The organism is Shewanella fidelis ATCC BAA-318 (assembly GCF_000518605.1).
Lineage (GTDB): Bacteria > Pseudomonadota > Gammaproteobacteria > Enterobacterales > Shewanellaceae > Shewanella > Shewanella fidelis.
This window is the reverse complement of record NZ_JADX01000017.1, coordinates 91,920-117,539: the sequence shown is the minus strand read 5'-3', so window position 1 is coordinate 117,539 and position 25,620 is coordinate 91,920. Positions and strand designations below refer to the sequence as shown.

The window sequence follows — 25,620 nt, the reverse complement described above, 5'->3', positions numbered from 1 at the left end:
ATGAAACAGAAAATTTTATTTATCGACCGTGATGGCACATTAATCGAAGAGCCTATTACCGATAAACAGGTCGATAGCTTAGCCAAATTGGTATTTGAACCAAACGTGATCCCTACGTTATTAAAGCTACAAAACGCTGGTTATCGTTTAGTTATGGTCAGCAATCAAGATGGCCTTGGCACTCCTTCGTTTCCCAAAAATGATTTTGATGCACCACAAAACATGATGATGCAGATCTTTAACAGCCAGGGCGTACTGTTTGATGATGTGCTTATTTGTCCTCACTTTGATGATGAAAATTGCAGTTGCCGTAAACCTAAACTGGGACTGGTAAAAGAGTACCTGACATCTGGAAAGATTGATTTTACTCAGTCTGCAGTCATTGGCGATCGTGAAACAGATATGGGGCTTGCCGACGCAATGGGGATCGAAGGCCTGCAATATAACCCTGAAACCCTGAACTGGAACGCCATTGCCGCCAAACTACTCAATAAAAATCGCAGCGCTAGCGTAGTTCGTACCACTAAAGAAACAGATATTTGTGTCACTGTAGACTTGGACTCAAGTGACAAAGGTCAGATCGCTACTGGCATAGGTTTTTTCGACCACATGTTAGAGCAGATCTCCACCCACGGTAATTTTAAGATGGATGTTAAGGTTGATGGTGACCTTGAAATCGATGACCACCACAGCGTTGAAGATACCGCATTAGCAATTGGTGATGCACTGCGTCAAGCCCTAGGCGATAAGCGTGGTATTGCCCGATTTGGCAATGCGTTTGAACAAGCGATCCCTATGGATGAAGCCAGCGCAAGCTGTCTATTAGACTTATCTGGGCGGCCATTTATTAAGTTTGATGGCAACTTTGAACGTGAACTCGTTGGCCAAATGGCCACTGAAATGGTGCCACACTTTTTCCGTTCATTTGCTGATGGCCTTCGCTGCACCCTGCATATCAGCACCCAAGGCGATAATGATCATCACAAAGTAGAAAGTCTATTTAAGGTGCTTGGCCGTACATTAAGACAAGCAGTAAAAATTGAAGGGGACGCATTGCCGTCAAGTAAAGGGGTGCTATGAACCAAATAACGACAGATCCGGCTCGAACTGCAATCGTAGGTAATACCGTCATTATTGATACTGGTTGTGCCAATTTAAGCTCTGTACGCTATGCAGTTGAACGATTAATGACAGATCTTGAGCGAGAGTGCTTATTTGTTAGTGATGACATTGAGCTTATCAAAAGCGCTGAAAGAGTTATTTTACCCGGTGTAGGTACAGCCAAAGCTGCAATGACAGCATTACAAAGCAAAGGCCTCATCGAGATCATACCGTCACTCAAGCAACCTGTACTTGGTGTGTGTTTAGGTATGCAAATGCTAACTCGCTCATCAAAAGAGCGCGGCAATTCAACACAAGATTGTCAGTGTTTAGGGATTATCGACACAGAAATTGAGCTGCTCGATAGTAAAGGCTTACCGCAACCTCACATGGGCTGGAATCAAATAACCCCTTCAGCACACCCTATTTTTAACGGCGTCTCTCAGGGCAGCTACGTGTACTTTGTTCACAGTTATCGTGCCCCGATAAGCGAGTTCACTATTGCTGCGGCAGAGCACGGTGAAGGCTTTAGTGCCGCCATCGCAAAAGATAACTTTATCGGTTTGCAGTTCCACCCTGAAAAAAGTAGTCAAGCAGGCGCGACCATGCTTAAAAACTTCCTCAATATGACGAAAGACACCTTTGCGGCAACTGCGGCGATGCCTGTTAATAAGGATTTACTATGATTATTCCAGCAATCGATCTCATCGATGGACAAGTCGTTCGCCTGTATCAAGGTGACTATGCACAACAAACCACATTTAGCCTCAGTCCACTTGAGCAACTAAAGTCATACCAAGCACAAGGTGCAAAGTTACTGCATATTGTTGACCTTACCGGTGCAAAGGACCCAACGAAAAGACAAACGGAACTTATTGCTAACCTAGTGAGTAAGTTAGACACGCCTATTCAAGTTGGTGGTGGAGTTCGCACTGAAACTCAGCTAAATGAGTTATTAGAAATTGGTGTTAGTCGCGTGGTCATTGGCTCATTGGCCGTAAAAGAGCCGCAGTTAGTCAAAAGCTGGTTTGAAAAATATGGCGCCGATGCCATCTGTCTTGCTCTTGATGTCAATATCAATGAGCAAGGAGAGAAAATTGTCGCGGTATCAGGCTGGCAAACTGGCGGGGGTAAAAGCTTAGAGTCATTAGTTGAGGAGTTTAAGTCAGTTGGCCTAAAACACGCGCTAGTCACAGATATTAGCCGAGATGGCACGCTTCAAGGTGCGAATAATCAGTTATATCAAGAAATCGCAGAGTGCTACCCAGAGATCTTATGGCAAGCTTCTGGTGGCATTGCCACCTTAGATGATGTTAACGCAGTAAAACAAAGTGGCGCCAGCGGCATTATCATCGGCAAAGCGCTCTTGATTAATCAATTCAATGTTGAGGAGGCAATCTCATGCTGGCCAAACGCATAGTCCCTTGCCTTGATGTAAAAGACGCCAAAGTGGTTAAAGGTGTGCAATTTCGTAATCACGAGATCGTAGGTGATATCGTTCCCCTCGCCCAGCGCTATGCAGAAGAATGTGCTGATGAATTAGTGTTTTATGACATTACCGCTAGCGCTCACGATAGAGTGATAGATAAATCCTGGGTAAGTCGCGTGGCCGAACGAATTGATATTCCATTTTGTGTCGCAGGTGGCATAAGAAGCATAGAACAAGCACGAGAAAAGCTGGCGTTTGGTGCTGATAAAATCTCGATTAATTCACCAGCGCTATCCGATCCAAGCCTGATTGCCCGCTTACAAGATGAGTTTGGCCGCCAGTGCATTGTAATAGGTATTGACTCTTATTATGACGCGGCGACAAACAGCTACAAAGTCAAGCAATTTACTGGTGATGAAGCAGCAACTAAAGACACTCAATGGTACACCCAAGACTGGGTTGAAGAAGTGCAAAAACAAGGCTGCGGTGAAATTGTACTTAATGTTATGAACCAAGATGGTGTAAGGCAAGGCTATGACATTAAGCAATTATCTATGATACGAGCCATATGTGATGTACCGTTAATCGCTTCCGGCGGAGCCGGCACAATGGAGCACTTTAAAGATGTTTTCGCTAAGGCAAATGTCGACGCTGCTCTTGCAGCTAGTGTGTTTCACAAAGGTATTATCGACATACAAGATCTAAAGCGCTACCTCAGAAATAACAATATTGCTGTTCGCATTTAACTGAAGCGTTTACAAAATTTAAGGAACAAATATGAGCACATATACGCAACAAATAAATCGCGATGCCGAGATAGTCAGTCAGCTTGATTGGGATAAAACAGGTGGGTTAATCCCAGCTATAGTACAAAACCACCTAACTGGTAAGGTGCTGATGTTAGGCTATATGGATCAAGCTGCATTAGATAAAACCTTATCAAGCAAACAAGTAACGTTTTACAGTCGCAGTAAGCAAAGACTTTGGACTAAAGGTGAGTCATCCGGCAATACCTTAAACTTAGTGGCTATCGATAAAGACTGTGATAATGATAGCTTATTAGTGCAAGTGCTCCCTAACGGACCGACTTGCCACAAAGGCACTGAAAGCTGTTGGGCTGACGGCAATGCTCACAGTTTTATTGATAACCTCAGCACACTCATACGAGAGCGTAAAGGTCAAGATGCAAGCTCTAGCTATACAGCACAGCTATTCGAACGCGGAACTAAGCGAATCGCACAAAAAGTTGGTGAGGAAGGTTTAGAAACCGCTCTTGCTGCGGCCACGAATGACAAAGCAGAGCTCATCGATGAAGCCTCTGATCTTATCTATCACTTATTGGTTTTACTAGAAGATCAGCTACTGAGCATGCAAGACATTAACCTTAACTTGATGAAAAGACATAACCAAACTAAATGAGCCTTTACCGGCTAGTCCAAGGCAGCTATCAGCCCACAATTTTGGGTAATAGTTATTAGGTTAGGTAAAACTGCCAATGACTAAACTCAGTATGTAGTAAAGCTCATGCCTAGTTAAACTCATACTCAATTAAACTCATGCATAGTTAAGCAAAGCACTATTTGCTTAACTATGCATAATACCCATCTCAAATAGTTCGCGACTAATGCCGTTATATACAATCAACCGCGACAATACCGTCCATTAATCTATTGGATTGTCTTATAAGGCTCTTATCCAAATAACTGTGAATATCATCTATCAAGACCTAGAAAAATAGCGAACTTCACTAGTTTATACTTCAATATTCAAACAAAAAGCGATAAAAAAAACTACTGACACATAAAGTTTCCTACAAAATTACTCTTTAAAAAACAAGTGCATTTACCTAAACAATACGCTAGCATAAATTTGCATTTTAAATTGCATGGTCATTTTTAAGCATAGTTTTTAGTAAGTACTTTTTATTCATGAGTTAGCGCTATCATTCAGTAACTCATTTTTACTCATGTTCAATTAAAATTAGTGATATCAATATGAAACTCATCAATAGCTTCATTAATATTACAATCTTGCTTCTGTGTATTATGTCGCTGCAGGCAAGAGCACATCACCTCACCTATTTAATGATTGCTAATCAGGCAGAGCCGTTTCAAATCAATACTGCTGACCATCAATTTAACTCAGGAATTATTAGTGACGTCATTAACCAACTCGCTAGCAAAAAGCCGTTTACATTTACCACCCATGTCATGCCATACAAGCGCTATGCGCACGAAATAGAAAAGCAAACCTACACAAACTGGATTAGCTACGGCTCACCGTTATGGCGCAAGAATACCGGCATTAGAGATCAAAATGACCGCTTATCTAAACAAGCATTATTTCGCGCTAGCCACCTTTTAGTACAAAGAAACAATGATACTCAGCATTATGCAAGCATCAACGATTTGTTAGGTAAACGAGTCATTCTCCTGAAAGGCTTTGATTACCCGGGACTCACGCCTTATATCGCAAGCGGCAAGATTAATAAAGTTGAGTCAAATAGCCATCAAAGCGCATTAAATGCCTTAAAAAATAGCCGAGGCGATGTGTTCATAGAGATGGAAAGCCGCATACGCTATGCCATCAAACAGCACAATATTGACCAAAGTGCATTTAAATACACAGACATTGCTCATATCACCCCATCACTGAACATTCATCTCGCCTATGGTGATGATGTCGACCAAGCAATGATAGACTGGATTGATGATCAAATTGTTATTATGAAAGCCACTGGAAAACTTGAAGCGATAATTACTCGGTATCAATAGCCTTTCCCAGCAGAATATATCAATTTCGCGTCATGATTAATGGCCATTTTACACAATAGAAAACACTGTTTTTAAATTGTATAAAACTGTTATTGCTAGGGTGTTGCGCTCTAGATCTTCTGTTACAATCTGCGCCACTAAAATTAAGCTTCTCAATAATAAAAGTGTGCCCTATGAATCTTGCAGATAAAGTTTTAGTCGTAAATGACAACCTTCCAATTCGTACTAACAAGCCTGTACATTCAGGTAAAGTTCGCAGTGTTTACTGGTTAACCGAAGAAGATAGTGCTCGGTTAATTAAAGACAAAGGTTACGATGTCCCTGCCGATGCTCCACTTGCAATTATGGTGATCAGCGACCGTATTTCAGCATTTGACTGTGTATGGCAAGGTGAAAACGGTCTTAATGGCGTACCAGGTAAAGGAACCGCGTTAAACGCTATTTCTAACCACTGGTTCAAGCTTTTTAAAGAAAAAGGTTTAGCCGACAGCCATATTTTAGATATCCCACATCCGTTAGTTTGGATTGTACAGAAAGCCCGTCCTGTAATGATTGAAGCAATTGCTCGTCAATATATTACCGGTTCTATGTGGCGCTCTTACACTAAAGGTGAGCGCGAGTTCTGTGGTATTACTATTCCTGAGGGCTTAGAAAAAGATCAAAAGCTTCCTGAACTATTAATCACTCCTTCAACCAAAGGTGTATTAACAGGGCTTGAAGGCGTACCTGAAGCGGATGATGTTAACGTATCACGCAGCGACATTGAGCGCCATGTTGATGGATTCAACTTTAGTAGTCTTGCTGATATTGACCTATACGAAAAGCTGTTGAAAGAAGGTTTCGACGTGATCAGCGACGCTTTAGCGCAACACGATCAGATTTTCGTTGATACTAAGTTTGAATTTGGCTACGTCAATGATGCTGCTGGCAACGAAAAGCTTATCTATATGGATGAAGTTGGTACTCCTGATAGCTCTCGTATTTGGGACGGCTCATCGCACCGTGATGGCAAAATCATCGAGCAGTCTAAAGAAGGTTTCCGTCAATGGTTATTAAACCACTTCCCGGATCCAGATATCTTGCTAAACAAGAACCGCATGGAAGAACGTTTCGCCCTAGCTGCAGACAATAAGCTACCAGAATCAGTAATGATGGATATCTCTAATACCTATGTCGGTATTGCAGAGAAAATCATTGGTGAAAAGCTAACCATCAGCGAGAACCCAAAACAAGAGATCATCGATATCTTGCGTGATGAGTACCAGTTGATCGTTTAGTTACCTAGCGCTAATGCTCAATAAAAAGCCGCAATCAAGATTGCGGCTTTTTTGTTACTTCTCTATGGCACTGAGGATTCTAATCGCGCCGCAGAAGCTTAATGATAAATAGATGGCTCACCCTCTGGGCGAGTCTTTAACACCCGTAAGAACCACATATATTGCTCTGGGTAAGCTAAAATCACCTGCTCTACCGCTTTGTTTAGCGCAATCGCTTCATTCTCTTTGCCCTGCATAGTTTCAGGATCAATCGCTGGCATCACGGTTAAATCAAAATGACGTTTTGCTTGATCATAGCCAATTTTCACCGGCATTACTTGCGCATTGCCCGCTTGAGCTAAACGCCCAACCACAGGTAATGTCGCTTTAGTTGTCCCTAAAAATGGCGCAAATACGCTTTTATCGCGGCCTAAGTCTTCATCTGGTAAATAAAAAAAGCTGTTATCTTGCTTTAGCTCACTTAGCAAAGCACGAATACCCGCTTCACGCATATATATGTTACCGCCTTGCGAACTGCGCATGCGATTATTAAACCAGTTAAATAAACCGTTTTTATGCGCTTTAGCCATTGAAACCATAGGCAGATCTAAGTTTAAACGTAAGCCTGCATATTCAATGCCCCAAACATGCGGCATGATAAAAATTACCGGTTGCCCGGCGGCTCTGGCTTGCTCAACATGCTCATAACCATGTAACTGAACTCTGCGCCTCATATGCTTACGAGATTTGAGCATCAGTTCTGATTGTGCCAAGAGGATCATGACGAAATTTTCAACGTTATCTTTAACTAACGCGTCGATTTCATCTTTAGATTTTTCAGGAAAACAAGTTGTTAAATTAGCTCGCGCAACCTTGATAGGTTTCGTCGCTATCTTCATCACTAACTTTGCTAACACTTTGGCTATTGGATCACGCAGCCACGCAGGCATTAGACCAAATACCACCAGCACTAAAATCGCGACCCAAGTTAGCCAGTATTTAGGGTGTAACAAGCTAACATTAAAACGTCGGTCAAAATACTTTGGCTTTCTAGACAAAAGCAAACCTCTACTGCAAGTTAACAACAGAAAAAGCCACTCTATTGAGTGGCCTCTTCATTACGACACTAAAGCAATTACTTCTTTGCGTTAGCCTCTTCGACACGGCTTTTCAGCTTCTGTCCTGGTCGGAACGTCACAACACGACGTGCCGAAATTGGGATATCTTCTCCCGTCTTTGGGTTCCTTCCCGGTCTTTGATTCTTGTCCCTCAGGTCAAAGTTGCCAAAGCCAGATAGCTTGACCTGCTCACCACTTTCAAGAGCTTGACGAATTTCTTCGAAAAACGTCTCTACCATCTCTTTCGCTACTCTCTTGTTGATACCTAGCGTTTCAAAAAGATGTTCTGCCATTTCGGCTTTGGTAAGTGCCATACTTTTAGTCCCTCAACGATGCGTTGAACTCGTCCTTCAGAGCAGAAACCACTACATCTACCATCTCTGCGATCTCTTTCTCTTCCAGAGTACGAGCGTTATCTTGTAATAAGAGTGCTATTGCAAGGCTCTTTTTGCCTTCCTCTACACCTTTACCTCGGTATACATCGAACAAGTTTATGCCAACCAACTGATTTTCGCCAACTTTTCTTATCAATTTTACAACATCATCGGCTGAAATAGCGTCATCTACAACGATGGCGATATCACGACGGTTTGCTGGAAACTTAGATACAGTCTGGGCTAGCGGCAAATTAGCATGCAATAAAGCGTCTAATTCTAGCTCGAAAATAATTGTTTTTCCGTTTAGGCCAAATGGCTTTTCTAGGCTCGGATGAACCGTACCTATGATACCAATTACGCGATCATCTCTTAAGATTTCAGCGCATTGCCCCGGATGTAAAGCTGGATGAGTTGCAGCTCTGAAACTAAATTCAGTGTCAGCTGCGGTTAAACCGATGACCGCTTCTAAGTCACCTTTCAGGTCAAAGAAATCAACTGTTTTTGACTCCATTGTCCAATGCTCATCGTTTTGATTACCCGCAATAACTGCAGCAAGCATAGGCTGTTGTGACACACCTGACTCTGCAGCTTCATTTGGTACAAAACGTAAACCTGTTTCAAATAGTCTGACACGGTTTTGTTGACGGCTTTGGTTATAACCCACAGCTGTCAATAGACCGGTAAACATAGACAGACGCATTGCTGACATCTCTACCGAAATAGGATTCGGTAGGATCATTGCTTCTGCACCTGGATGAATCAACTCTTGCTGCTTAGGATCAACAAAGCTATAAGTCACCGCTTCTTGGAATCCACGAGCAACCAACATACTGCGCACGCGCTTGATGTTAATGTTTGATTCTTTATGATCAGACATACTTAATTGCGCAACCGGCGCAATATTTGGAATATTGTTGTAACCGTAAATACGGGCAACTTCTTCGATTAAATCTTCTTCAATTGCCATATCGAAGCGGTAAGTGGCTGTGGTGACATTCCACAGCCCTTCACTCACTGCAACAGTAAAGCCTAAACGCTCTAGGATTTCAGTCACATCGTTATCTTCAATGTGATGGCCTAGCGTCTTATCAAGCTTGCTGCGACGTAATAGGATTTGTGCAGGCTTTGGTAAGTGTTCGTCAGACTTAACTTCAACAACTGGACCGGCTTCACCACCACAAATATCAAGTACAAGGCGGCTTGCACGATCCATCACTTTTTGTTGCAGCTCTGGGTCTACACCACGCTCAAAGCGGTGCGATGAATCAGTATGCAGACCAATCTTACGCGCTTTACCTAAGATAGCTAAAGGTGCGAAGAATGCACATTCTAGAAGAATATCTGTTGTCTCAGCAGTTACACCGCTATATTCACCACCAAATACACCAGCAAGGGCTAATGGCTTAGCCTGATCTGCAATAATCAACATATCTGCAGGAATGGTGATTTCATTACCATCAAGTAAAGTGAGCTTTTCTTCGCCGTTAGGCTTACGAACTTGAATACCACCATCTAACTTCGCTAAGTCAAAAGCGTGCATTGGTTGACCGAATTCAACTAATACGTAGTTAGTGATGTCAACAATGGGGTCGATAGAGCGAATACCGCTACGGCGCAGTTTTTCTTGCATCCATAGTGGTGTTTCCGCTTTAACGTTGACATTTTTAATCACACGGCCCAAGTAACGACCACACTCTTGTGGCTCTTGAACATCAATACTCACTTCATCAGCGATAGTTGCCGATACAGCTTCCCAAGTAGGCTCTGTAACCGCTTGACGGTTAAGAACGCCCACTTCACGAGCAAGACCAGCCATACCTAAACAATCTGCACGGTTAGCCGTTAAATCAACGTCGATGACAGCGTCGTTTAGATCTAAGTACTCACGTACGTCTTGGCCCACAGGTGCATCTAATGGCAATTCAATGATGCCATCGCTTTCGATATCCACACCTAGCTCGCCAAACGAACACAACATGCCAAATGAAGGCTGACCGCGCAGTTTAGCTTTCTTAATTTTGAAATCACCAGGCAGTACAGCACCGACCATAGCAACAGCAACTTTAAGGCCTAAACGACAGTTTGCAGCGCCACAAACGATGTCGATAAGCTCTTCACCGCCAACATTGATTTTAGTCACGCGTAGTTTGTCAGCATCTGGGTGCTGACCACATTCAACCACTTCACCAACAATCACGCCGCTAAAGTCTGCAGCTACTGGCTCAACGCCATCAACTTCAAGACCCGCCATAGTGATTTGGTGTGATAATTCTTCGCGGCTAACACTTGGATTAACCCACTCACGAAGCCAAGATTCGCTAAATTTCATGCTATTACAGCTCCGTTTATTTAAATTGCTTCAAGAAGCGTAGGTCGTTTTCAAAGAATGAACGTAAATCGTTAACGCCGTAACGAAGCATAGATAAACGCTCAACCCCCATACCGAAGGCAAAACCTGAGTATTTCTCTGGGTCAATACCAACACTACGCAGTACATTTGGATGCACCATGCCGCAACCAAGTACTTCTAACCACTTACCGTTTTTACCCATCACGTCCACTTCTGCTGAAGGTTCGGTAAACGGGAAATAAGATGGACGGAAACGCACTTGTAAATCTTCTTCAAAAAAGTTGCGTAAGAAGTCGTGCAAAATGCCTTTTAGCTCAGCAAAGTTAACGTTTTCAGCAACCAATAAGCCTTCAACCTGATGGAACATAGGTGTATGAGTTTGGTCGTAATCATTACGGTAAACACGGCCTGGAGAAATAATACGTAACGGCGGCTTTTCGTGTTCCATCGTACGGATCTGCACACCTGAAGTTTGCGTACGTAGCATCACTTTAGGGTTAAAATAGAAAGTGTCATGATCAGCACGAGCTGGATGATGTTCAGAGATGTTTAATGCATCAAAGTTATGAAAGTCATCTTCGATTTCTGGGCCGTCTTTAACAACAAAACCTAACTCACCAAAGAATGCTTCAATGCGCTCAATTGTGCGCGTAACTGGGTGCAAACCGCCGTTTTCGATACGACGACCAGGTAAACTCACATCGATGCTTTCAGCTTTAAGCTGCGCTTCTAGCTCAGCCGCCTTTAGGCCATCAATGCGAATAGAAAGCTGCTTTTGAACCGTTTGCTTCGCTTGGTTCACTGCTTGACCAAAAGCAGGCTTCTCTTCAGGAGGAAGTTTACCCATCATTTTCATCATGTCGGTGATTTGACCTTTTTTACCAAGGTAATCGACACGGAGGTCATCGAGAGCTTTTAAATCTGTAGCTCCTTCGATGGCGGCTAAAGCCTGTTCTACGATCTCTGTTAACTGTGACATCATCTCTTCCAGTGCAAGTAAGTCTTCGACCTACGACTTTTGGGCTAACGTATTTTCTTTGTGAAAATAGAAAAAGACTAAAATTTTACGTTAGACAGCTAGATTTGACTAGGACTAATTCAGCTTTTTTGTTGCTAACTGCCTATTTTGTTTAGTCCTTATACAAGGCATTGCAATCGATTTTCAACCTAAGCTGCAAATAAAATCAGGCCAACAATTCATCAGCCCAAGATCAATCGCTTGAAAAAACCACAAAAAGATTAAATTTAACACCAAACAGTTATATCAACTATGAATACAGATATCTTTATATTCAATATGTTAACCAAGCAACTGTTTAAAAATGAGTCGTACAGTTCAAGCTTGTGAAAAATTGTTTAAGAAACCTCTACAATGTCCGATAACTAAAATAGGCTGTGATTTTAATAAGAGAACATTATGAAAGAAGTTAAGTTCCGCTGGGTCGATAAATACCTTATTCACATGACACTTAGGGCTAAATTTGCTGTTTTAGCTATCGTCCCTATTGTTACATTACTAAGCTTAGCGGTGTTACTTAACGCTAATTACAAACAAAACTTACTTACAAGCCAGATTACCCAAACCGAGAATTTTAACCAAACGTTAAATAGCACCCTCAATACTGCATATCAATTTGTGCCTCAAGATCAGCAGCAAGCTTTCTTAAAAGCGCTGCAAGGTACAGTAAGCGTCAGTCATCAGCAGTCTGCGCCACGTCAATTAACTAGCATTGCAAGTCACGGCGGCGAAACGCAAGTTTTAGGAGAGAGTGTTGAAAATACAAGTCGCATAGGCAATAACGGCCTCATCACCAAGCTCACTTCAGCGCAACAGAACCAAGCCCATAATGAGTATATGACATACCTCATTTTAACCTTGTTAATTGGTATCATTCTTATTAGCAGCTATTATATTTCAACCTTTGTTGGTGGCGCGTTGTACACCAATGTTATGGCGCTAAAAAAGGCAGCTGATGGCGATTTAACCGGACGCCTAAACTTCTTTGAGGTTAAAGATGAATTCAGCGTTTTAGCCATAAGCATCGACACGCTTGTTGAGCGGCAGCATAAATTGGTTAGCGAAATGACCAACGCCAATCACCAAATACGCAATGTTGTACAAGAGTTTAGAAATACCGCAAAAGAGGGACAATCTTTAGCGGTTGACCAGCGCCAGCATATCGACTCATTAGCCACAGCAATGGAGCAAATGACCGCAGCAGTAACCGAAGTGGCTCGTAATGCTGAGCTATCATCAACGGAAACTCAGGAAGCAAACGTACAAGTTGATGCCGGCTCTCGAGATATCGCTATTACCGTCGATGCAATCGGCGGTCTTTCAAATGAAATCGCTGATGCATCTGAAGCAGTAAACCATCTTAACGATAATGCCGCTAAAATTGACGAAGTCGTGACCACAATTAATGCGATTTCAGAGCAAACAAACCTACTCGCTTTAAATGCGGCCATTGAAGCTGCAAGGGCCGGAGAACAAGGACGTGGTTTTGCTGTCGTAGCAGATGAAGTTCGTACCTTAGCCGGACGCACTCAAGCCGCAACAGTTGAAATTAAAACCATGATTGAAGCATTACAATCAGGAGCCCGTAACTTAAAGCTCGTTATGAGCCGTACAGTAGACAAAGCAGAAGAAGGCAAAAAGCATGTACTCGATACGGGTAAAGATTTAGAAGGGATTGCTCACCATAGCGCGAAAGTATATGAAATGAGCGTGTTAATTGCGACTTCTGCAGAAGAGCAATCAGCAGTCGCCAATGAAATCGCAACCAATTTAATGGATATTCGCAGTCAATCACAGCATGTTGAACAATCTGCTAATCAGTCGGTATCAGGATGTGATGAACTGCACGCGACAACAGAACAACTCGATCAATTGCTAATTGGCCTGAAAATTTAGCTAACAATTTAGCCTCTCAAAAAAAGCAGCTTAGGCTGCTTTTTTCTATTCTCTGCCTTGTAGCTGAAATTGTAGCGATTCAATCAATTTCTGCTGCTGGTGATCTAACACACCATCAGCTCACAATCTCAAACTCCATCGAGTGCCCATTCGTCTTTACTGTCACAGCAAAGACTGTTCGCACAGCTTAAGCAAAACTATCACGAAGTCACTTAGTTGTTAGCCACCATTGAAAATAAACACTAGCAATGGCAGTCCTTTTGCAAACATGTGTAAATTGTCTCTTTATGTATCTTTGGCAAAGTTTGTTTTACAAAAAAATAACAAGAATTGTATACTTATTTGATGGTTACCTCGAGGCATCAAATTGACCCTGAAATAGCGCTTTAACGCTTCAAACCATATCAAGACCGACAACAGCATAGAGTAAACATTTGATTAAGCTATTTATCTGTGGGAGACCCAAGAATTGACAAACTGGCGCTCAAGCTTGCCTATACAGTTTATGTTCATTCAACTGTTTGTTGCAGCGGTCATTATTATTGCAAGTATCTGGTTCATTAAATCTATCGAACAAGATAGATTAATCGACAACCAAACATCCTTAAGCATCAACCTTGGCAATACGATAATTGCTAAATTACAACAAAAAACCAATCGTATCGAAAACCTTGCAGTATCTTTAGGCGCTGTGGGAGAGAGCTATCAAAGCTCCCCCTTTCAACTTGATACTATAGTGCCTGCAATACTAGAACAATCAGACCAACAACATGTGCTGCTTGGCGGTGGTATTTGGCCCGAGCCATATAGTTTTAATTCAGCAAAACAGAAGAATAGTTATTTTTGGTCTAGAAATAATAGCGGCCAATTAATGAAAGTGGACGACTATAACGATAAGTCCACTTCAACGTACTTTGAAGCAGATTGGTATCTACCTGCAAGGTATTACCCGACTGATACTACTTATTGGTCAAAATCCTATGTCGATCCCTATACAAATAATGCCATGCTGACCGCATCTGTACCTATGTGGTCAAATCACAAGTTTATTGGCGTATCGACAGTAGATGTAGCCTTATCAAGTATCGATAGCTTTTTGAAAACAGCAACCGAAAGTCAAGGCGGCTATGTGTTTGCACTTGACCAACAAAATCGCCTGTTGTCTTACCCTGAGCTTGAAGATGATAACGGTATAGCCAACAGCCATGAGTTGTTCTTACCTTTTGCTGAGTTCGCCAAAAAGCACCCAGACTTCAATCAACTGCAAATGCAACTTGCAACTATAGATCAAGAGTTCATCAAAAAAGCCAACAGTAACAAGGCCTATAGCAATCAACAATTAGCAGACGTTATTGCTAATGCGCCGGCTAATGAGCGCGATAAACTCATTGCACTGATCAACCAAAATGCTAACAACAAACTCGAACAAGTTGAGGTTATTGCGAGCCTGCAATTAAGCAATGATCCAAAACTTAACGAACCGGTGTTGGTTACAGTCTTTCTGATGCCTAGCACTTATTGGAAAATCGTGCTGGTGACGCCAATATCGGCCATCACTCAAAGTAGCCAGGCTTTAGCTAACTCTGTCGGTTTTTACCTGGTTATCATTCAAATTCTTGCGTTAATGCTGTTATTTGTGATGCAAAATAAACTATTTATTACCCCCATAAGTCGCATGGTACGTGCATTAAACGACAGTAATCCAGCAAAGGTAGAACTAGAAGCGACTCAGCGCAATGATGAAATAGGCATGCTTGCTAAAGCCTTCAGCTCTCGCACACGTCAATTAGAGATTGCGTTAGCCAGTTTAGATGCAACTAACCTTGCACTCGAGCAACAATTAGATGTGCAACAACAAGCTCAAATGGAGCTAAAAGAAAAGAAAGAACAGTTGAATACTGTTCTTAATTCAGCGCACAACTTGATTTTCATCAATGATATCAATGGCACATTTACACTCGTTAACGACCAGTTCTGTCAAACTCTGGGGCGTAATAGAGAAAATATATTAGGAAGTAAAACCCACTTAGTGATGCCAAAAGAGATTGCTCAGCTTAATAGTAAAAATGATCAGTACGTTATCAACACCAAAATTGAATTAAGCTATGAACAAACATTTCCAAGCAAAGACAAGCAACATACCTATTTAGTGACTAAATTCCCTATCCTAGATGAACAAGGTCAGGTTACTTCAGTGGGGACAATTGCCTTTGATATCAGTGCAACTAAAGCGTTAGAGCTAAAGAAAAAGGCCCAGTTTGAAATTCTTAGGCAAGAAACCTCAGAAAATATACGATTTATCGAAAAACTCGAGCAAACAAATCGCCGCTTGTTAAATGAATCTAATCAAGCAAAATCGGAATCAAACCGAGCGGTGAACTTTGAAAGAGTTAAAGTTGAAAATCAAGCCCTGTACCCTTCTTTAGTCGCTGCAATCGTCAAACCTATATTTAGAAAACAGGATGATTTAGCAGCAAGTGCCTATCGCTTAACGACAGGAGAACTGGATCCGCTAGAATTTAATCATGCACTGGCAGCACAAACTGAAAGGCTCCGCCATTTAGAATATCTATTTTCAGCTCAAGACTATCTCGCAAAACCCATCGATTTAGTGTTATTGCTCGAGCATATCGTTGCTTTACTGCAACCGAAATTGATAAGTAAAAATATAAACTTAACCATAAAAAGTGATAAAAGACTTATCGTGGATGGTGTCCACTGGCACTTTTTATTGATTTTTTATCGCGCAATAAGCAACACAATAAATGACGCTTTCTATCAACAGTCAGAGCAAAATAAAATTGAAGTTAAATTAGATAAAACCGCTGAAATGATCACCATGGAATTAAGAGATAATGGCCGACGCTTATCTGACGAACAACTCAAAAAAATACATAACACACTAAAAATAAATGAAGTTACAGGCACACTTTCAGCACTGTCTATTTGGTTGAAAAGCGAATTCAATGGCGAGCTAATCATATCAACACTCTCCCCTGACACCGGCTATACAACGCTTCAGAAATACCACCTTGCTAACTGTTAACCACAAAAAAGCGCCGCATCAATGAGTGCGGCGCTTTTGGTTAAGAACTCAGATAAATAACATTTAGATAGTCACTTTATCTAAAAAACTAACGAGACACATCAACGATATAATGCCCCTGTAGCCAGTTACGACCAATCAGTAATTTATAAGACATTTTGCTTCTGTCACGTAAGTTAACTTTTACTTTATATTCTTGCCCTGGTTCACCGATATTAAGCTCTACCATATAGCGGATCTCACTGCCTTGAGCATTTCGGATCAACGATGTTTCTACGATCCGTGACTTAACGACATGTGACTCACCTTTCTCATTTTCGGTGGTAAAGTGAATAATCTTGCCGACATTCTTTTCCATATCAGGATCTTCATTATCTATCTTTATATCAAGCGCATGCAGTGAATTTTCTACGGCACCGGTATCAATGCGAGTTTTAAAAATTAAACCTGATTCAACAACGCTAATAGGGGCTGTCGGCCCAATAATTTTCTTTTCTGACACATCTACGACATAGCGCCCTTTCAACCAATTCCGGCCAATAAGCAACTTATAATCCATATGGCTACGGTCTCGAAGATTAACCCTGACTTTACGCTCCTTGCCTTTAAAGCCAACATCTAAATCAACCATATAGCGAGTTTCAGTCCCCTGTGAGTTACTCACTGTAGAGGTTTTAACGATTTTTGCAGTTAAACGCTTAGATTCACCAGCATTGTTTTCTGTAGTAAAAGACACCATTTTTCCAACATTGTCTTTCATATTTTTAGCGTTACCGCCTTCAACAACAATGTCATAAGCATGCAAAGAGGTGTTTACCGCCCCAGTATCAATACGGGCAACATAAGACAGTTCCGCATGGGCTACAGACATCTTGGCGGTTGCGCCAATCACGGCTTTTTCATTTGCAATCACTGAAAACGAAGACGTCAGGATTAATAAACTTAGGCCTAGTTTTTTCAACATCGGAAACCTCTAATAATTTGATGATTTATATCGTTTATATCGCCGATATAATAACAAGATTTGTAGGTGAATAAAGTGCAACTATGACACAGTCAAGCTGAACAAATGCTGGCACAAGATTGAACTCATATCAAAAAATTAGCAACTAACAATATGAATAAACCTGCAGTACAAACACAATGGCAATAGTGCCACCAGCTCGTGATGCCGAACATTAGCTGACGTAAATGACGATAAAACTGTATCGCAAGCCAAACAAGAATAAAGGGCACAAAAGGTAAAGATATCACCAATGGGAAAAATCCCCACCCAAGATCAAATGAGTGCAGACTAAACAGCCTTAAGCAAAACCAAAACACCAGTAAGCAACAATAGACAAACATGTGCCGTGTATTCTGAGATTTGTTTAGCCAACTCCGCATTGCAATCTCCTCTGTCGATTTTGCAACACTAGGCTTTAATTTAACAAGCAACAAGCGCTTAGAGAGGAAATACTGTAAGCAAATATAAAAGGCTGTTGATGCCCGACAAGCGGCTTTATTGATATGTTTAAATATTAGTCTTCATTATTTTGTCTGCGACTCAGTCACACACAACCTGGCTGTGACATGGTAATGACTGAGGTACCGCTAAAAATTACTGATCTCTTGGTCAAACAAATTCTTTATCAAGCAAGAAAACTCTGTAATGAATAATGTTTGTTCCGCCGTCGCTTTTTGAGAAGCTACCCGCGCTAAAATCTCTTCTAAGTCGTACACAATAGAATCCACCTCACGAATAACTAAGTTACGCTGCGCAAATGTAAGCGAAGGATTTTGTCCACAAACCATTATAATTTGTGCAGCAAGTTGCTCTTCGAATAACTCCATAACTGTAGCGTCAGTGGCGCTTTGTTGCTGAGAGTTAGCAAATATATCTAAATGCTCAGTCAAATATTGGATCAGGTGAATATACCCGTCTTTATCGGTAACCATACAAAACCTAAAACACATAAATGTGTACATGATTGAAGCTGTTAAAGCACAGACAATCTTATTATTGATAGTAAGATGAATCTTATCTGAGTTTTTACTCAATTGAAATTGCAGTTCATTAGTTAAGCTACTGGTTATAAATAGCTTTAGCTAAAAATTACGCAAGTGTTCCTATCTGCATAAGCGCTTGATCTAGGGTTGCAGTTCAGCAAAAAGGCCTCACCAAATAGTGGCAAGGCCTTGAGATATCTAACGACTACGTCTTTTGTGATAATTGAAGCAAAATTTTACTTTGTTAAATTTAAACTAAAAGTAACAGGTACAGCTTTACTGATCGCGGAAAGGCCGGCTATTTCACGAAGCTTTTCTACGCCAGCAGTTAAACCAAAACTATTTGCATTAACAATCACTGGTGCCACACTCGCAACCAATAAGTGTGTGTCAGACAACTTAGCAATGCTGACTGTAAACGCCATCTGTTGTTTTTCGCCATGTAAATCAACTTCGGCATCAATGGTAGCGACTTTAACTGAACCAACAGCAAGATCTTTGACCAAGTTAGGGTCTACAGACGCAGTCAGTGTCAATTTAGGGTACTTATCAACCTCGAATAATAGCGACGTCATACGCTCATCGCGGATCTCAATATTGGTCGCTACGCTGGCTAAGGCTACAGAGAAGCTAAATTGGCCTTTATCATCAAATGTGCCAGCCATAGATTTAAAATGATGAACTTCAGCGATATCACCTTTTTTGATAGAGATGAAACTTACATTTGAACTATCGCTATCCACTTTCCATGGCTGTGCCGAAGCCATTAATGACAAAGGCAGCAAAAGTAACCCCGTGATAATACCTTTCATGTTCGTTCCCTCATATTCAGATAGTCATGTATTTCAACAGTTAAGCTAGAACTAATTTACCATGCTTAGCAAATGCTGAAAGCACTTTTTACAGTAGAAGCTAATATTTCTTTATTTATATTAGGGCAAATTCATCTATCTAGCTAAATGACTCATACAAAAAAACCGCATTATTGTGCGGTTTTAGTCTATTGGCTGTTTATACATCTACAGCTTAAAAAGGAGATAAACTAAGGGGCTAACCGGCTATGTTGCCAAGTATCTTCCACTTTAGTGTAGATAAAACGATCGTGCAGGCGATGCTCACCTCCTTGCCAAAACTCAATACTTTTAGGTCGCACTAAATAGCCGCCCCAAAACTTTGGCAATGGCACGTCACCTTTAGCAAATTTGGCTTTCATCTCTGCAAACTTAGACTCTAATGCCTGACGAGCACTAATTGGGCTGGATTGCTTTGAAACCCAGGCTGCGATTTGGCTCTCTTTAGGGCGACTCATAAAGTATTTAATCACCTCTGCTTTTGACAAAGGCTCTGCAACACCTGTAACCGCAACCTGCTTTTCTAAACTATGCCAAGGAAATAAAATACTGACTTGGGCATTATGCGTAATATGCTGTGCTTTACGGCTTTCCAAATTCGTGAAAAACACAAAACCGTTATCATCAAAACGCTTTAAAAGTACAATACGTTGAAAAGGCTGACCATTTTCATCAACTGTCGCCACTGACATAGCAGTTGGATCTTGTATGTTGGATTCGCGAACAACCTCAAGCCACGCATTAAATAACACCATAGGGTCACTCGGTACATCTTCACTATGTAACTCACCTAACGTGTATTCTCGTCTAATATCGCTAATATTTGACATCTTAGATCCCTTGCAAAACGGCATAAAAAAAGAAGCACTAAAACAGTGCTTCTTTTATCATAACAATCTTAGACCTATAGCGTGAAACTTTTAACTCATCGTTTCTCTCATGTAGGCGAGATGACTATCGCAATCTATCAAATAAGATTATTTGATTTTGCCGTTTGATTCAGCCCAAACGTGCAACATCTCTAGGCCTAATGTTGCGCCAGCAAGTGCAGTGATCTCAGCGCTATCATATGCAGGTGCAACTTCAACAACGTCCATACCGACAATCTTCATGCCTTTAAGGCCACGAATAATCTTCATTGCTTTATCGCTGGTTAAGCCACCACACACTGGCGTACCAGTACCTGGTGCGAACGCAGGGTCTAAGCAGTCGATATCAAATGTTACGTATAGCGGCATATCACCTACGCGCTTACGGATCTGGGCAACGATCTCATCAGCAGTCATTTCATTAGCGGCTGCGGCGTCAATCACTTCAAACAGGTGATTCGCAGTATCGTACTCTGTACGAATACCCACTTGAATTGAGTTTTCAGCAGCAATAATGCCTTCGTTTGGTGCATGGTAGAACATTGTACCATGATCGTACTTACTGCCTTGGCTATAGGTATCTGTGTGCGCATCAAAATGAAGTAAAGCCATTTTACCGTGCTTTTTATAGTGAGCGCGTAATAGTGGCAAGGTAACGAAGTGATCACCACCAAAACTTAGCATTGCCTTATCAGCTTCAAGAATCTTGGTTGCGAAATCTTCAACTCGCTGAGTAAAGTCAGCTGAGTCGCCACAGTTGTAAACAAGATCACCTGCATCAACAACTTTAATATGTTCACTTAGCTTAAACTGATACGGCCAGCGTGTTTCTTCCCACGCTAGGTTTACTGATGCGTTACGAATAGCACCAGGGCCCATACGGCCACCTGAACGGCCTGTCGTTGCCATATCAAATGGTAAGCCTAAAACCACTACATCCGCATCGCCTTCAAGAGGTTTAAAGTCTAGCGGTTGTCTTAAGTAACCAAATGCATTTGAATAAAGCGAATAATCTGGCTTATCTGCAATAGTGGTCATAAATACTCCATAAAATGTCTAGAGTCACAGTACTTCGGCTATTAAGGTTTCGCTTTCAGCCTGAATATAGTGATAGTAATTAAAATCATTTAGCTGGTTTAACTGTAGATCACAACTTGCTACCCTTCTATTTGAAAGAAAGCCTGTGTGATCTATTGGCATATTCAGCCCAATGATGTCCCAACTGCTGGGGTTCAATACTTTGAGTAACTCAGCAAAAATATTGAACGGATATTGTAAAAAGTTCACGTTTGTTTCGACACTCACGTAAGAGCTTTGCTCTTGAGGCGTGATATGTATGGTCAAAAATTTATCTTCAAACAATCCATTGATTGAATATCCACAGGGCTGAAACAGGTGATCGTCGAACTCAAATTGTGGTAGCAAACGATCTAAATTGAGTAGTCGGCGTATATAACTACTTTCTTGCTCAGCACTGCGTAAATATTGCGCAGCCTCACCTTCAATATGATACATCAACAAACAAGCACTTTGAGCCTGCTTAGTTACGCCTGCTGCACTATAAAGGTAATGATGATGGCTATCTAAATGACCGATACGATAAGCCGTACCGGGGACGAGCGCCTTCAACAACTCTACATCATCTTCAAAGCGCGTAGCTTGTAGATGCGGTGAGAACTCACTTTTACGCTGATAATTTAATTCTGATATAAGGCCTGCGCCGATTTTTTCAATGATAAACGCAACAGTATCAATTAAACGTGTTTTACCGCAGGTAATTAATAGCAACTTATGTTGCCATACAAACATGCTTGATTCACTTAATACATAGGCATCACAATATGCATTACTGAGATCCGATAAAATAGCGGCATCTGCCATCGCTAATGCCTGTTGCCAAAAGCCACGTGGATACGCTCTTAATGACGGGGCACTGGGGTGGAGTTGCAAAACTAATTTCTTTTCTGAACCTTCAAAAAACATCGAATCGAAGCCCCTAAAGCTAGCTATGTTTGTTAACTGATACTTGTATACAATCCATCAACGCAATTTAAAAATAAAACCAGCTAAGAGCGAACTCAAAGCTGGCTATAACAACACTTTTAACGCCATGATGATATGGCTGATTTACCGACCTACGAAAAATCTTCTAGGTAGGTATAACCTTTCAGACCTAGTTGTAGTTCTTCAAGAATATTAGCACGTTCATCTTCGGCAATATGCTTGTTCACTAGCTCTTCATAAGTACGCATAAATGATACTGCATCTAAGTTTACATAACGTAAAACGTCAGCAACGGTATCACCTGCAAGAACCGACTCAACATTAGTACGCGCGTCATCATCTAAACGAACAACCGCTGAGTTAGTATCACCAAACAAGTTATGCATATCACCCAAAATTTCTTGATATGCACCGACTAAGAAGAAGCCAATTAAATATGGGCTTTCTTGAGTCCATGCTGGTACTGGCAATGTTGTTTCAATACCTTGGCCTTCAACATATTGATCAACTGTACCATCTGAGTCACAGGTGATATCAAGCATTACCGCACGGCTTTCAGGCTTCTTATCTAGACCTGAAAGTGGCATGACAGGGAATACCTGATCGATACCCCACGCATCTGGTAATGATTGGAACAACGAGAAGTTAACAAAGAACTTGTCTGCTAGTTTCTCATTCAATTCATCAATAATTGGACGGTGGAAACGATACTTAGAGCTCATGCTACCTTGTAATTCGTAACATACACGCAAGTTAACCTGCTCTGCCCATGCGCGCTCAGCTAAACCAAGTTGTCCAACAGCAAATAATGAGTGCGCTTCTGCCAAATCGCTTTGACAATCATGGAAAATCTCAATCAATGCACGTTGATCAGCTTTACCACTCACTTCTACCCAAGACTGCCACATATTATGTAACAGCTGCGGTGCATCTTCTGCTGGCGGCTGAATATCTTCAGGCTTGTAGGCTTCTGTACCAATTACATCTGTCAATAGTACTGCGTGATGTGCAGTTAAGTAACGACCAGATTCAGAGATGATTCTCGGCATCGGCTGTTCGTACTCTTTACACATGTCAGTCAATACACTAACGATGTTGTTGGCGTACTCTGTTAGGCCGTAGTTCATAGAGTGACTACTTTGGCTACGCGTACCATCATAATCAACCGCTAAGCCACCACCCACGTCAAAACATTTAACGTTTGCGCCAAGCTTCATTAGCTCACAATAGAATCGACCAGCTTCACTCACACCTTGACGGATATCGCGAATATTGGCAATTTGCGAACCTAAGTGGAAATGCAATAACTCTAGCGAATCAAGCATATCTTCTTGTTTAAGTGAATTAATCACTTGCAGAACCTGAGCAGCACTTAAGCCAAACTTAGATTTCTCACCACCACTTGCCTGCCATTTACCCTTACCTTGGAATGCTAAACGCACACGCAAGCCAAGACGTGGTGTTACACCAAGTTCTTTTGCTTGTTCAAGCACGACCTTGAGTTCTGACATCTTCTCAAGAACGATATAAACCTTGTGACCTAGCTTTTCACCGATTAAAGCAAGGCGAATATATTCTTTATCTTTGTAGCCATTACAAATAATGACAGAGCTGGCCTTTTGCGCCATCGCCAATACAGCCATCAATTCTGGCTTACTACCGGCTTCTAAACCTAACTGCGGCACCTCTTTTGAGACTTGGCTAGCTAAGATCTCTTCAACAACCGTTTGCTGTTGGTTAACTTTAATCGGGTATACAAGTAAGTAATCATTTTCGTATTGATACTTTTGAATTGCCTGATTAAATGCCTGACAAAGGCTATTTACTCTATGATGCAAAATTTGCGGGAAACGCACTAATACGGGTAAAGCCACGCCTGACTTAACCATATCCTTCGCCATTTCGTTCAAACCAATTTTACAGTCTGGGCGGCTAGGATCCGGTGACACTGTCACCTCACCGTCATCGCTAATACCGTAAAGTCCTTGGCTCCAGTGATTTACGTTATAACTTGCGCGTGCATCATCAATAGACCAATTGCTCATATTTGTCCTAACCTGTCTATTTTATTCAAATAAGTTGCTAATACCTTAATGGTCTTAGCTAACTTGCGAATGTTAAAATCAGATACGCTCTGATTTAGCTACAAAAGTACAAACTAATTCAATTAATACTCAAAAACACTTCTGATGTCGACTAGGAGTATCAATTTTCTTAAAGCGCTGCTAACTGTATTGGCGCTTTGATTTTCATGGTAACGAAAAAAGCCATGCCTTTAAACCTAGCATGTAAAAGCAAATCCATAAAAATCTAATTTGTGACTTCAACCATTGCTTAACCGCAGTACGGTGTATTCACTCAAGAATAAGCCTACAAACGACACACTTTTCTCTCGGAATTTTTTGCGGCGCAATTAAACCTTGAGACACAGCAGATTGCAATAAAAATCAGCCCCTAAAAGGTCAATTAATTGCGAATTAATTATCAGCCGATAATAGCCTAGTAACAATCTGTCTTCATTATCACTAAAACCGTGATATTTGCCTGCTTTTGCTTACAGAAATTTGCTGAGTTTTGCGCATTAGTTTCAAAGGGCTAAAGCTTATTAAGATGTTTTCCACTATAATCGCAGCAGAAACTAATCGTTACTGTTTTAAAAGTAGAGAACATCATGATCCAGATAGGTAAAACCTGTAAGCTCGAAGTCGTCAAACAAGTTGATTTTGGTGTCTATTTAGACGCTAAAGAAATGGGCCAGGTCCTCCTTCCTCGCAAAGCCGTTCCAAAAGACTGCCAAGTCGGAGATATGGTTAATGTGTTTCTTTATTTAGATTCAGAGGACATGGTGATTGCCACTACTCGCCGACCATACGCGCAAGTAGGTGAATTTGCCTATTTAGAAGCAAAAGCCAATGGTCCATATGGCGCATTTCTAGATTGGGGACTCGATAAAGATCTACTGTTGCCTTTTGGTGAGCAGCACCGTGAAATCGAAGTGGGTAAGTCATACCTAGTTTACATTTATACTAGCCATGTAGATGATCGTATTGTTGCTTCTTCTAAGGTTGAAAAGTTCCTCGATTTAACTGAACCAAAGTTCCGCAATGACCAAGAAGTCAACTTGATCATTGGTGGCTCAACAGATCTTGGCTACAAAGCCATTATCAACAATAGCCACTGGGGCGTATTGTATAAAAATGAAGTTTACACTCGCTTAAGCTTTGGTCAAAAAGTCAAAGGCTTCATTAAGCGCGTTAGAACAGATGGTAAGATTGACCTTATCTTACAAAAAGGTGCCAAATCAGAGCTTGATAAACACGCTGTTGCTATCATGATTAAGCTAAAGCAAGCCGGTGGCTTCTTACCGCTTAACGATAAGACTGATGCAGAAGTGATTTACTCGCAATTATCTATGAGTAAAAAAGCCTTTAAAAAGAGTATTGGCGGCTTATATAAGAATAAGCAAATCACCATCACAACTGACGGCATTCGCTTAGAAGATTAAAATCTATGGGTAATTGCTTATAAACCAATCAATTACC

The 25,620-nt window shown here is 41.3% G+C and carries 21 protein-coding genes; 10 read left to right on the top strand and 11 right to left on the bottom strand.

The features are described 5' to 3' along the window. The 7 genes from hisB to L884_RS0108695 all read left to right on the top strand — a co-directional run bounded on the left by hisB (position 1) and on the right by L884_RS0108695 (position 6,581). Positions 1–1,080 carry a bifunctional histidinol-phosphatase/imidazoleglycerol-phosphate dehydratase HisB gene (gene hisB / locus L884_RS0108730; protein ID WP_028767137.1) on the top strand — a complete coding sequence of 360 codons (1,080 nt, stop codon included), beginning with the start codon at positions 1–3 and terminating at the stop codon, positions 1,078–1,080. Continuing rightward, the gene (gene hisH, locus L884_RS21905) at positions 1,077–1,787 is read left to right on the top strand and encodes an imidazole glycerol phosphate synthase subunit HisH (RefSeq protein WP_037410663.1); all 711 of its coding nucleotides are present in this window, start codon (positions 1,077–1,079) and stop codon (positions 1,785–1,787) included. Before hisB ends, hisH begins: the two co-directional genes overlap by 4 nt. Then, the gene (gene hisA / locus L884_RS0108720; RefSeq protein WP_028767136.1) at positions 1,784–2,521 is read left to right on the top strand and encodes a 1-(5-phosphoribosyl)-5-[(5-phosphoribosylamino)methylideneamino]imidazole-4-carboxamide isomerase; all 738 of its coding nucleotides are present in this window, start codon (positions 1,784–1,786) and stop codon (positions 2,519–2,521) included. The genes hisH and hisA overlap by 4 nt, the downstream gene beginning before the upstream one ends. Further along, on the top strand, positions 2,503–3,276 hold the full coding sequence (hisF, locus tag L884_RS0108715; protein WP_028767135.1) for an imidazole glycerol phosphate synthase subunit HisF: 774 nt from the start codon (positions 2,503–2,505) through the stop codon (positions 3,274–3,276). Before hisA ends, hisF begins: the two co-directional genes overlap by 19 nt. A gap of 31 nt (positions 3,277–3,307) precedes the next feature. Next, positions 3,308–3,949, top strand: coding sequence for a bifunctional phosphoribosyl-AMP cyclohydrolase/phosphoribosyl-ATP diphosphatase HisIE (gene hisIE / locus L884_RS0108710; protein ID WP_028767134.1), 642 nt, complete (start codon positions 3,308–3,310; stop codon positions 3,947–3,949). 575 nt (positions 3,950–4,524) lie between these two features. Further along, the gene (locus L884_RS0108700) at positions 4,525–5,304 is read left to right on the top strand and encodes a substrate-binding periplasmic protein (protein WP_084221422.1); all 780 of its coding nucleotides are present in this window, start codon (positions 4,525–4,527) and stop codon (positions 5,302–5,304) included. A 173-nt stretch (positions 5,305–5,477) separates the two neighbouring features. After that, positions 5,478–6,581 (top strand): phosphoribosylaminoimidazolesuccinocarboxamide synthase, encoded by a 1,104-nt coding sequence (locus L884_RS0108695; RefSeq protein WP_028767132.1) that lies wholly within the window; start codon positions 5,478–5,480, stop codon positions 6,579–6,581. A gap of 98 nt (positions 6,582–6,679) precedes the next feature. Here L884_RS0108695 and lpxM read toward each other — a convergent pair whose 3' ends face one another. The 4 genes from lpxM to pheS all read right to left on the bottom strand — a co-directional run bounded on the left by lpxM (position 6,680) and on the right by pheS (position 11,384). After that, positions 6,680–7,618 carry a lauroyl-Kdo(2)-lipid IV(A) myristoyltransferase gene (lpxM, locus tag L884_RS0108690; RefSeq protein ID WP_028767131.1) on the bottom strand — a complete coding sequence of 313 codons (939 nt, stop codon included), beginning with the start codon at positions 7,616–7,618 and terminating at the stop codon, positions 6,680–6,682. A gap of 77 nt (positions 7,619–7,695) precedes the next feature. Then, positions 7,696–7,992, bottom strand: a complete 297-nt coding sequence (ihfA, locus tag L884_RS0108685) for an integration host factor subunit alpha (protein ID WP_012142935.1) — start codon at positions 7,990–7,992, stop codon at positions 7,696–7,698. Between the two features lie 4 nt (positions 7,993–7,996). Next, on the bottom strand, positions 7,997–10,384 hold the full coding sequence (gene pheT / locus L884_RS0108680; protein ID WP_028767130.1) for a phenylalanine--tRNA ligase subunit beta: 2,388 nt from the start codon (positions 10,382–10,384) through the stop codon (positions 7,997–7,999). Positions 10,385–10,400: 16 nt separating this feature from the next. Then, positions 10,401–11,384, bottom strand: a complete 984-nt coding sequence (gene pheS, locus L884_RS0108675) for a phenylalanine--tRNA ligase subunit alpha (protein ID WP_037410660.1) — start codon at positions 11,382–11,384, stop codon at positions 10,401–10,403. Positions 11,385–11,822: 438 nt separating this feature from the next. Here pheS and L884_RS0108670 point away from each other — a divergent pair, with 438 nt between their 5' ends. Next, positions 11,823–13,319, top strand: a complete 1,497-nt coding sequence (locus tag L884_RS0108670; protein WP_028767128.1) for a methyl-accepting chemotaxis protein — start codon at positions 11,823–11,825, stop codon at positions 13,317–13,319. A gap of 469 nt (positions 13,320–13,788) precedes the next feature. After that, positions 13,789–16,365, top strand: a complete 2,577-nt coding sequence (locus L884_RS0108665; RefSeq protein ID WP_245603092.1) for a PDC sensor domain-containing protein — start codon at positions 13,789–13,791, stop codon at positions 16,363–16,365. Positions 16,366–16,453: 88 nt separating this feature from the next. On the opposite strand, the gene L884_RS0108660 is transcribed toward L884_RS0108665, so the two are convergent. The 7 genes from L884_RS0108660 to speA form a co-directional block, all read right to left on the bottom strand. Continuing rightward, positions 16,454–17,329 (bottom strand): putative ATP-dependent zinc protease, encoded by an 876-nt coding sequence (locus L884_RS0108660; protein ID WP_028767126.1) that lies wholly within the window; start codon positions 17,327–17,329, stop codon positions 16,454–16,456. Positions 17,330–17,958: 629 nt separating this feature from the next. Then, positions 17,959–18,303, bottom strand: coding sequence for a DUF3802 family protein (locus L884_RS0108655; protein WP_028767125.1), 345 nt, complete (start codon positions 18,301–18,303; stop codon positions 17,959–17,961). A 287-nt stretch (positions 18,304–18,590) separates the two neighbouring features. After that, positions 18,591–19,166: a YceI family protein gene (locus L884_RS0108650; protein ID WP_028767124.1), complete on the bottom strand. Its 576-nt coding sequence runs from the start codon at positions 19,164–19,166 to the stop codon at positions 18,591–18,593. A 230-nt stretch (positions 19,167–19,396) separates the two neighbouring features. Further along, positions 19,397–20,035 (bottom strand): pyridoxamine 5'-phosphate oxidase, encoded by a 639-nt coding sequence (gene pdxH, locus L884_RS0108645; RefSeq protein WP_028767123.1) that lies wholly within the window; start codon positions 20,033–20,035, stop codon positions 19,397–19,399. Between the two features lie 147 nt (positions 20,036–20,182). Beyond that, entirely contained in the window at positions 20,183–21,112 is a 930-nt protein-coding gene (speB, locus tag L884_RS0108640) for an agmatinase (protein WP_028767122.1), read from the bottom strand. Positions 21,113–21,136: 24 nt separating this feature from the next. Then, on the bottom strand, positions 21,137–22,057 hold the full coding sequence (locus L884_RS0108635; RefSeq protein WP_028767121.1) for an adenosylmethionine decarboxylase: 921 nt from the start codon (positions 22,055–22,057) through the stop codon (positions 21,137–21,139). A 152-nt stretch (positions 22,058–22,209) separates the two neighbouring features. Then, on the bottom strand, positions 22,210–24,123 hold the full coding sequence (gene speA, locus L884_RS0108630; protein ID WP_028767120.1) for a biosynthetic arginine decarboxylase: 1,914 nt from the start codon (positions 24,121–24,123) through the stop codon (positions 22,210–22,212). 626 nt (positions 24,124–24,749) lie between these two features. Here speA and L884_RS0108625 point away from each other — a divergent pair. Then, positions 24,750–25,583, top strand: coding sequence for a CvfB family protein (locus tag L884_RS0108625; RefSeq protein ID WP_028767119.1), 834 nt, complete (start codon positions 24,750–24,752; stop codon positions 25,581–25,583). Positions 25,584–25,620: the final 37 nt, after the last annotated feature.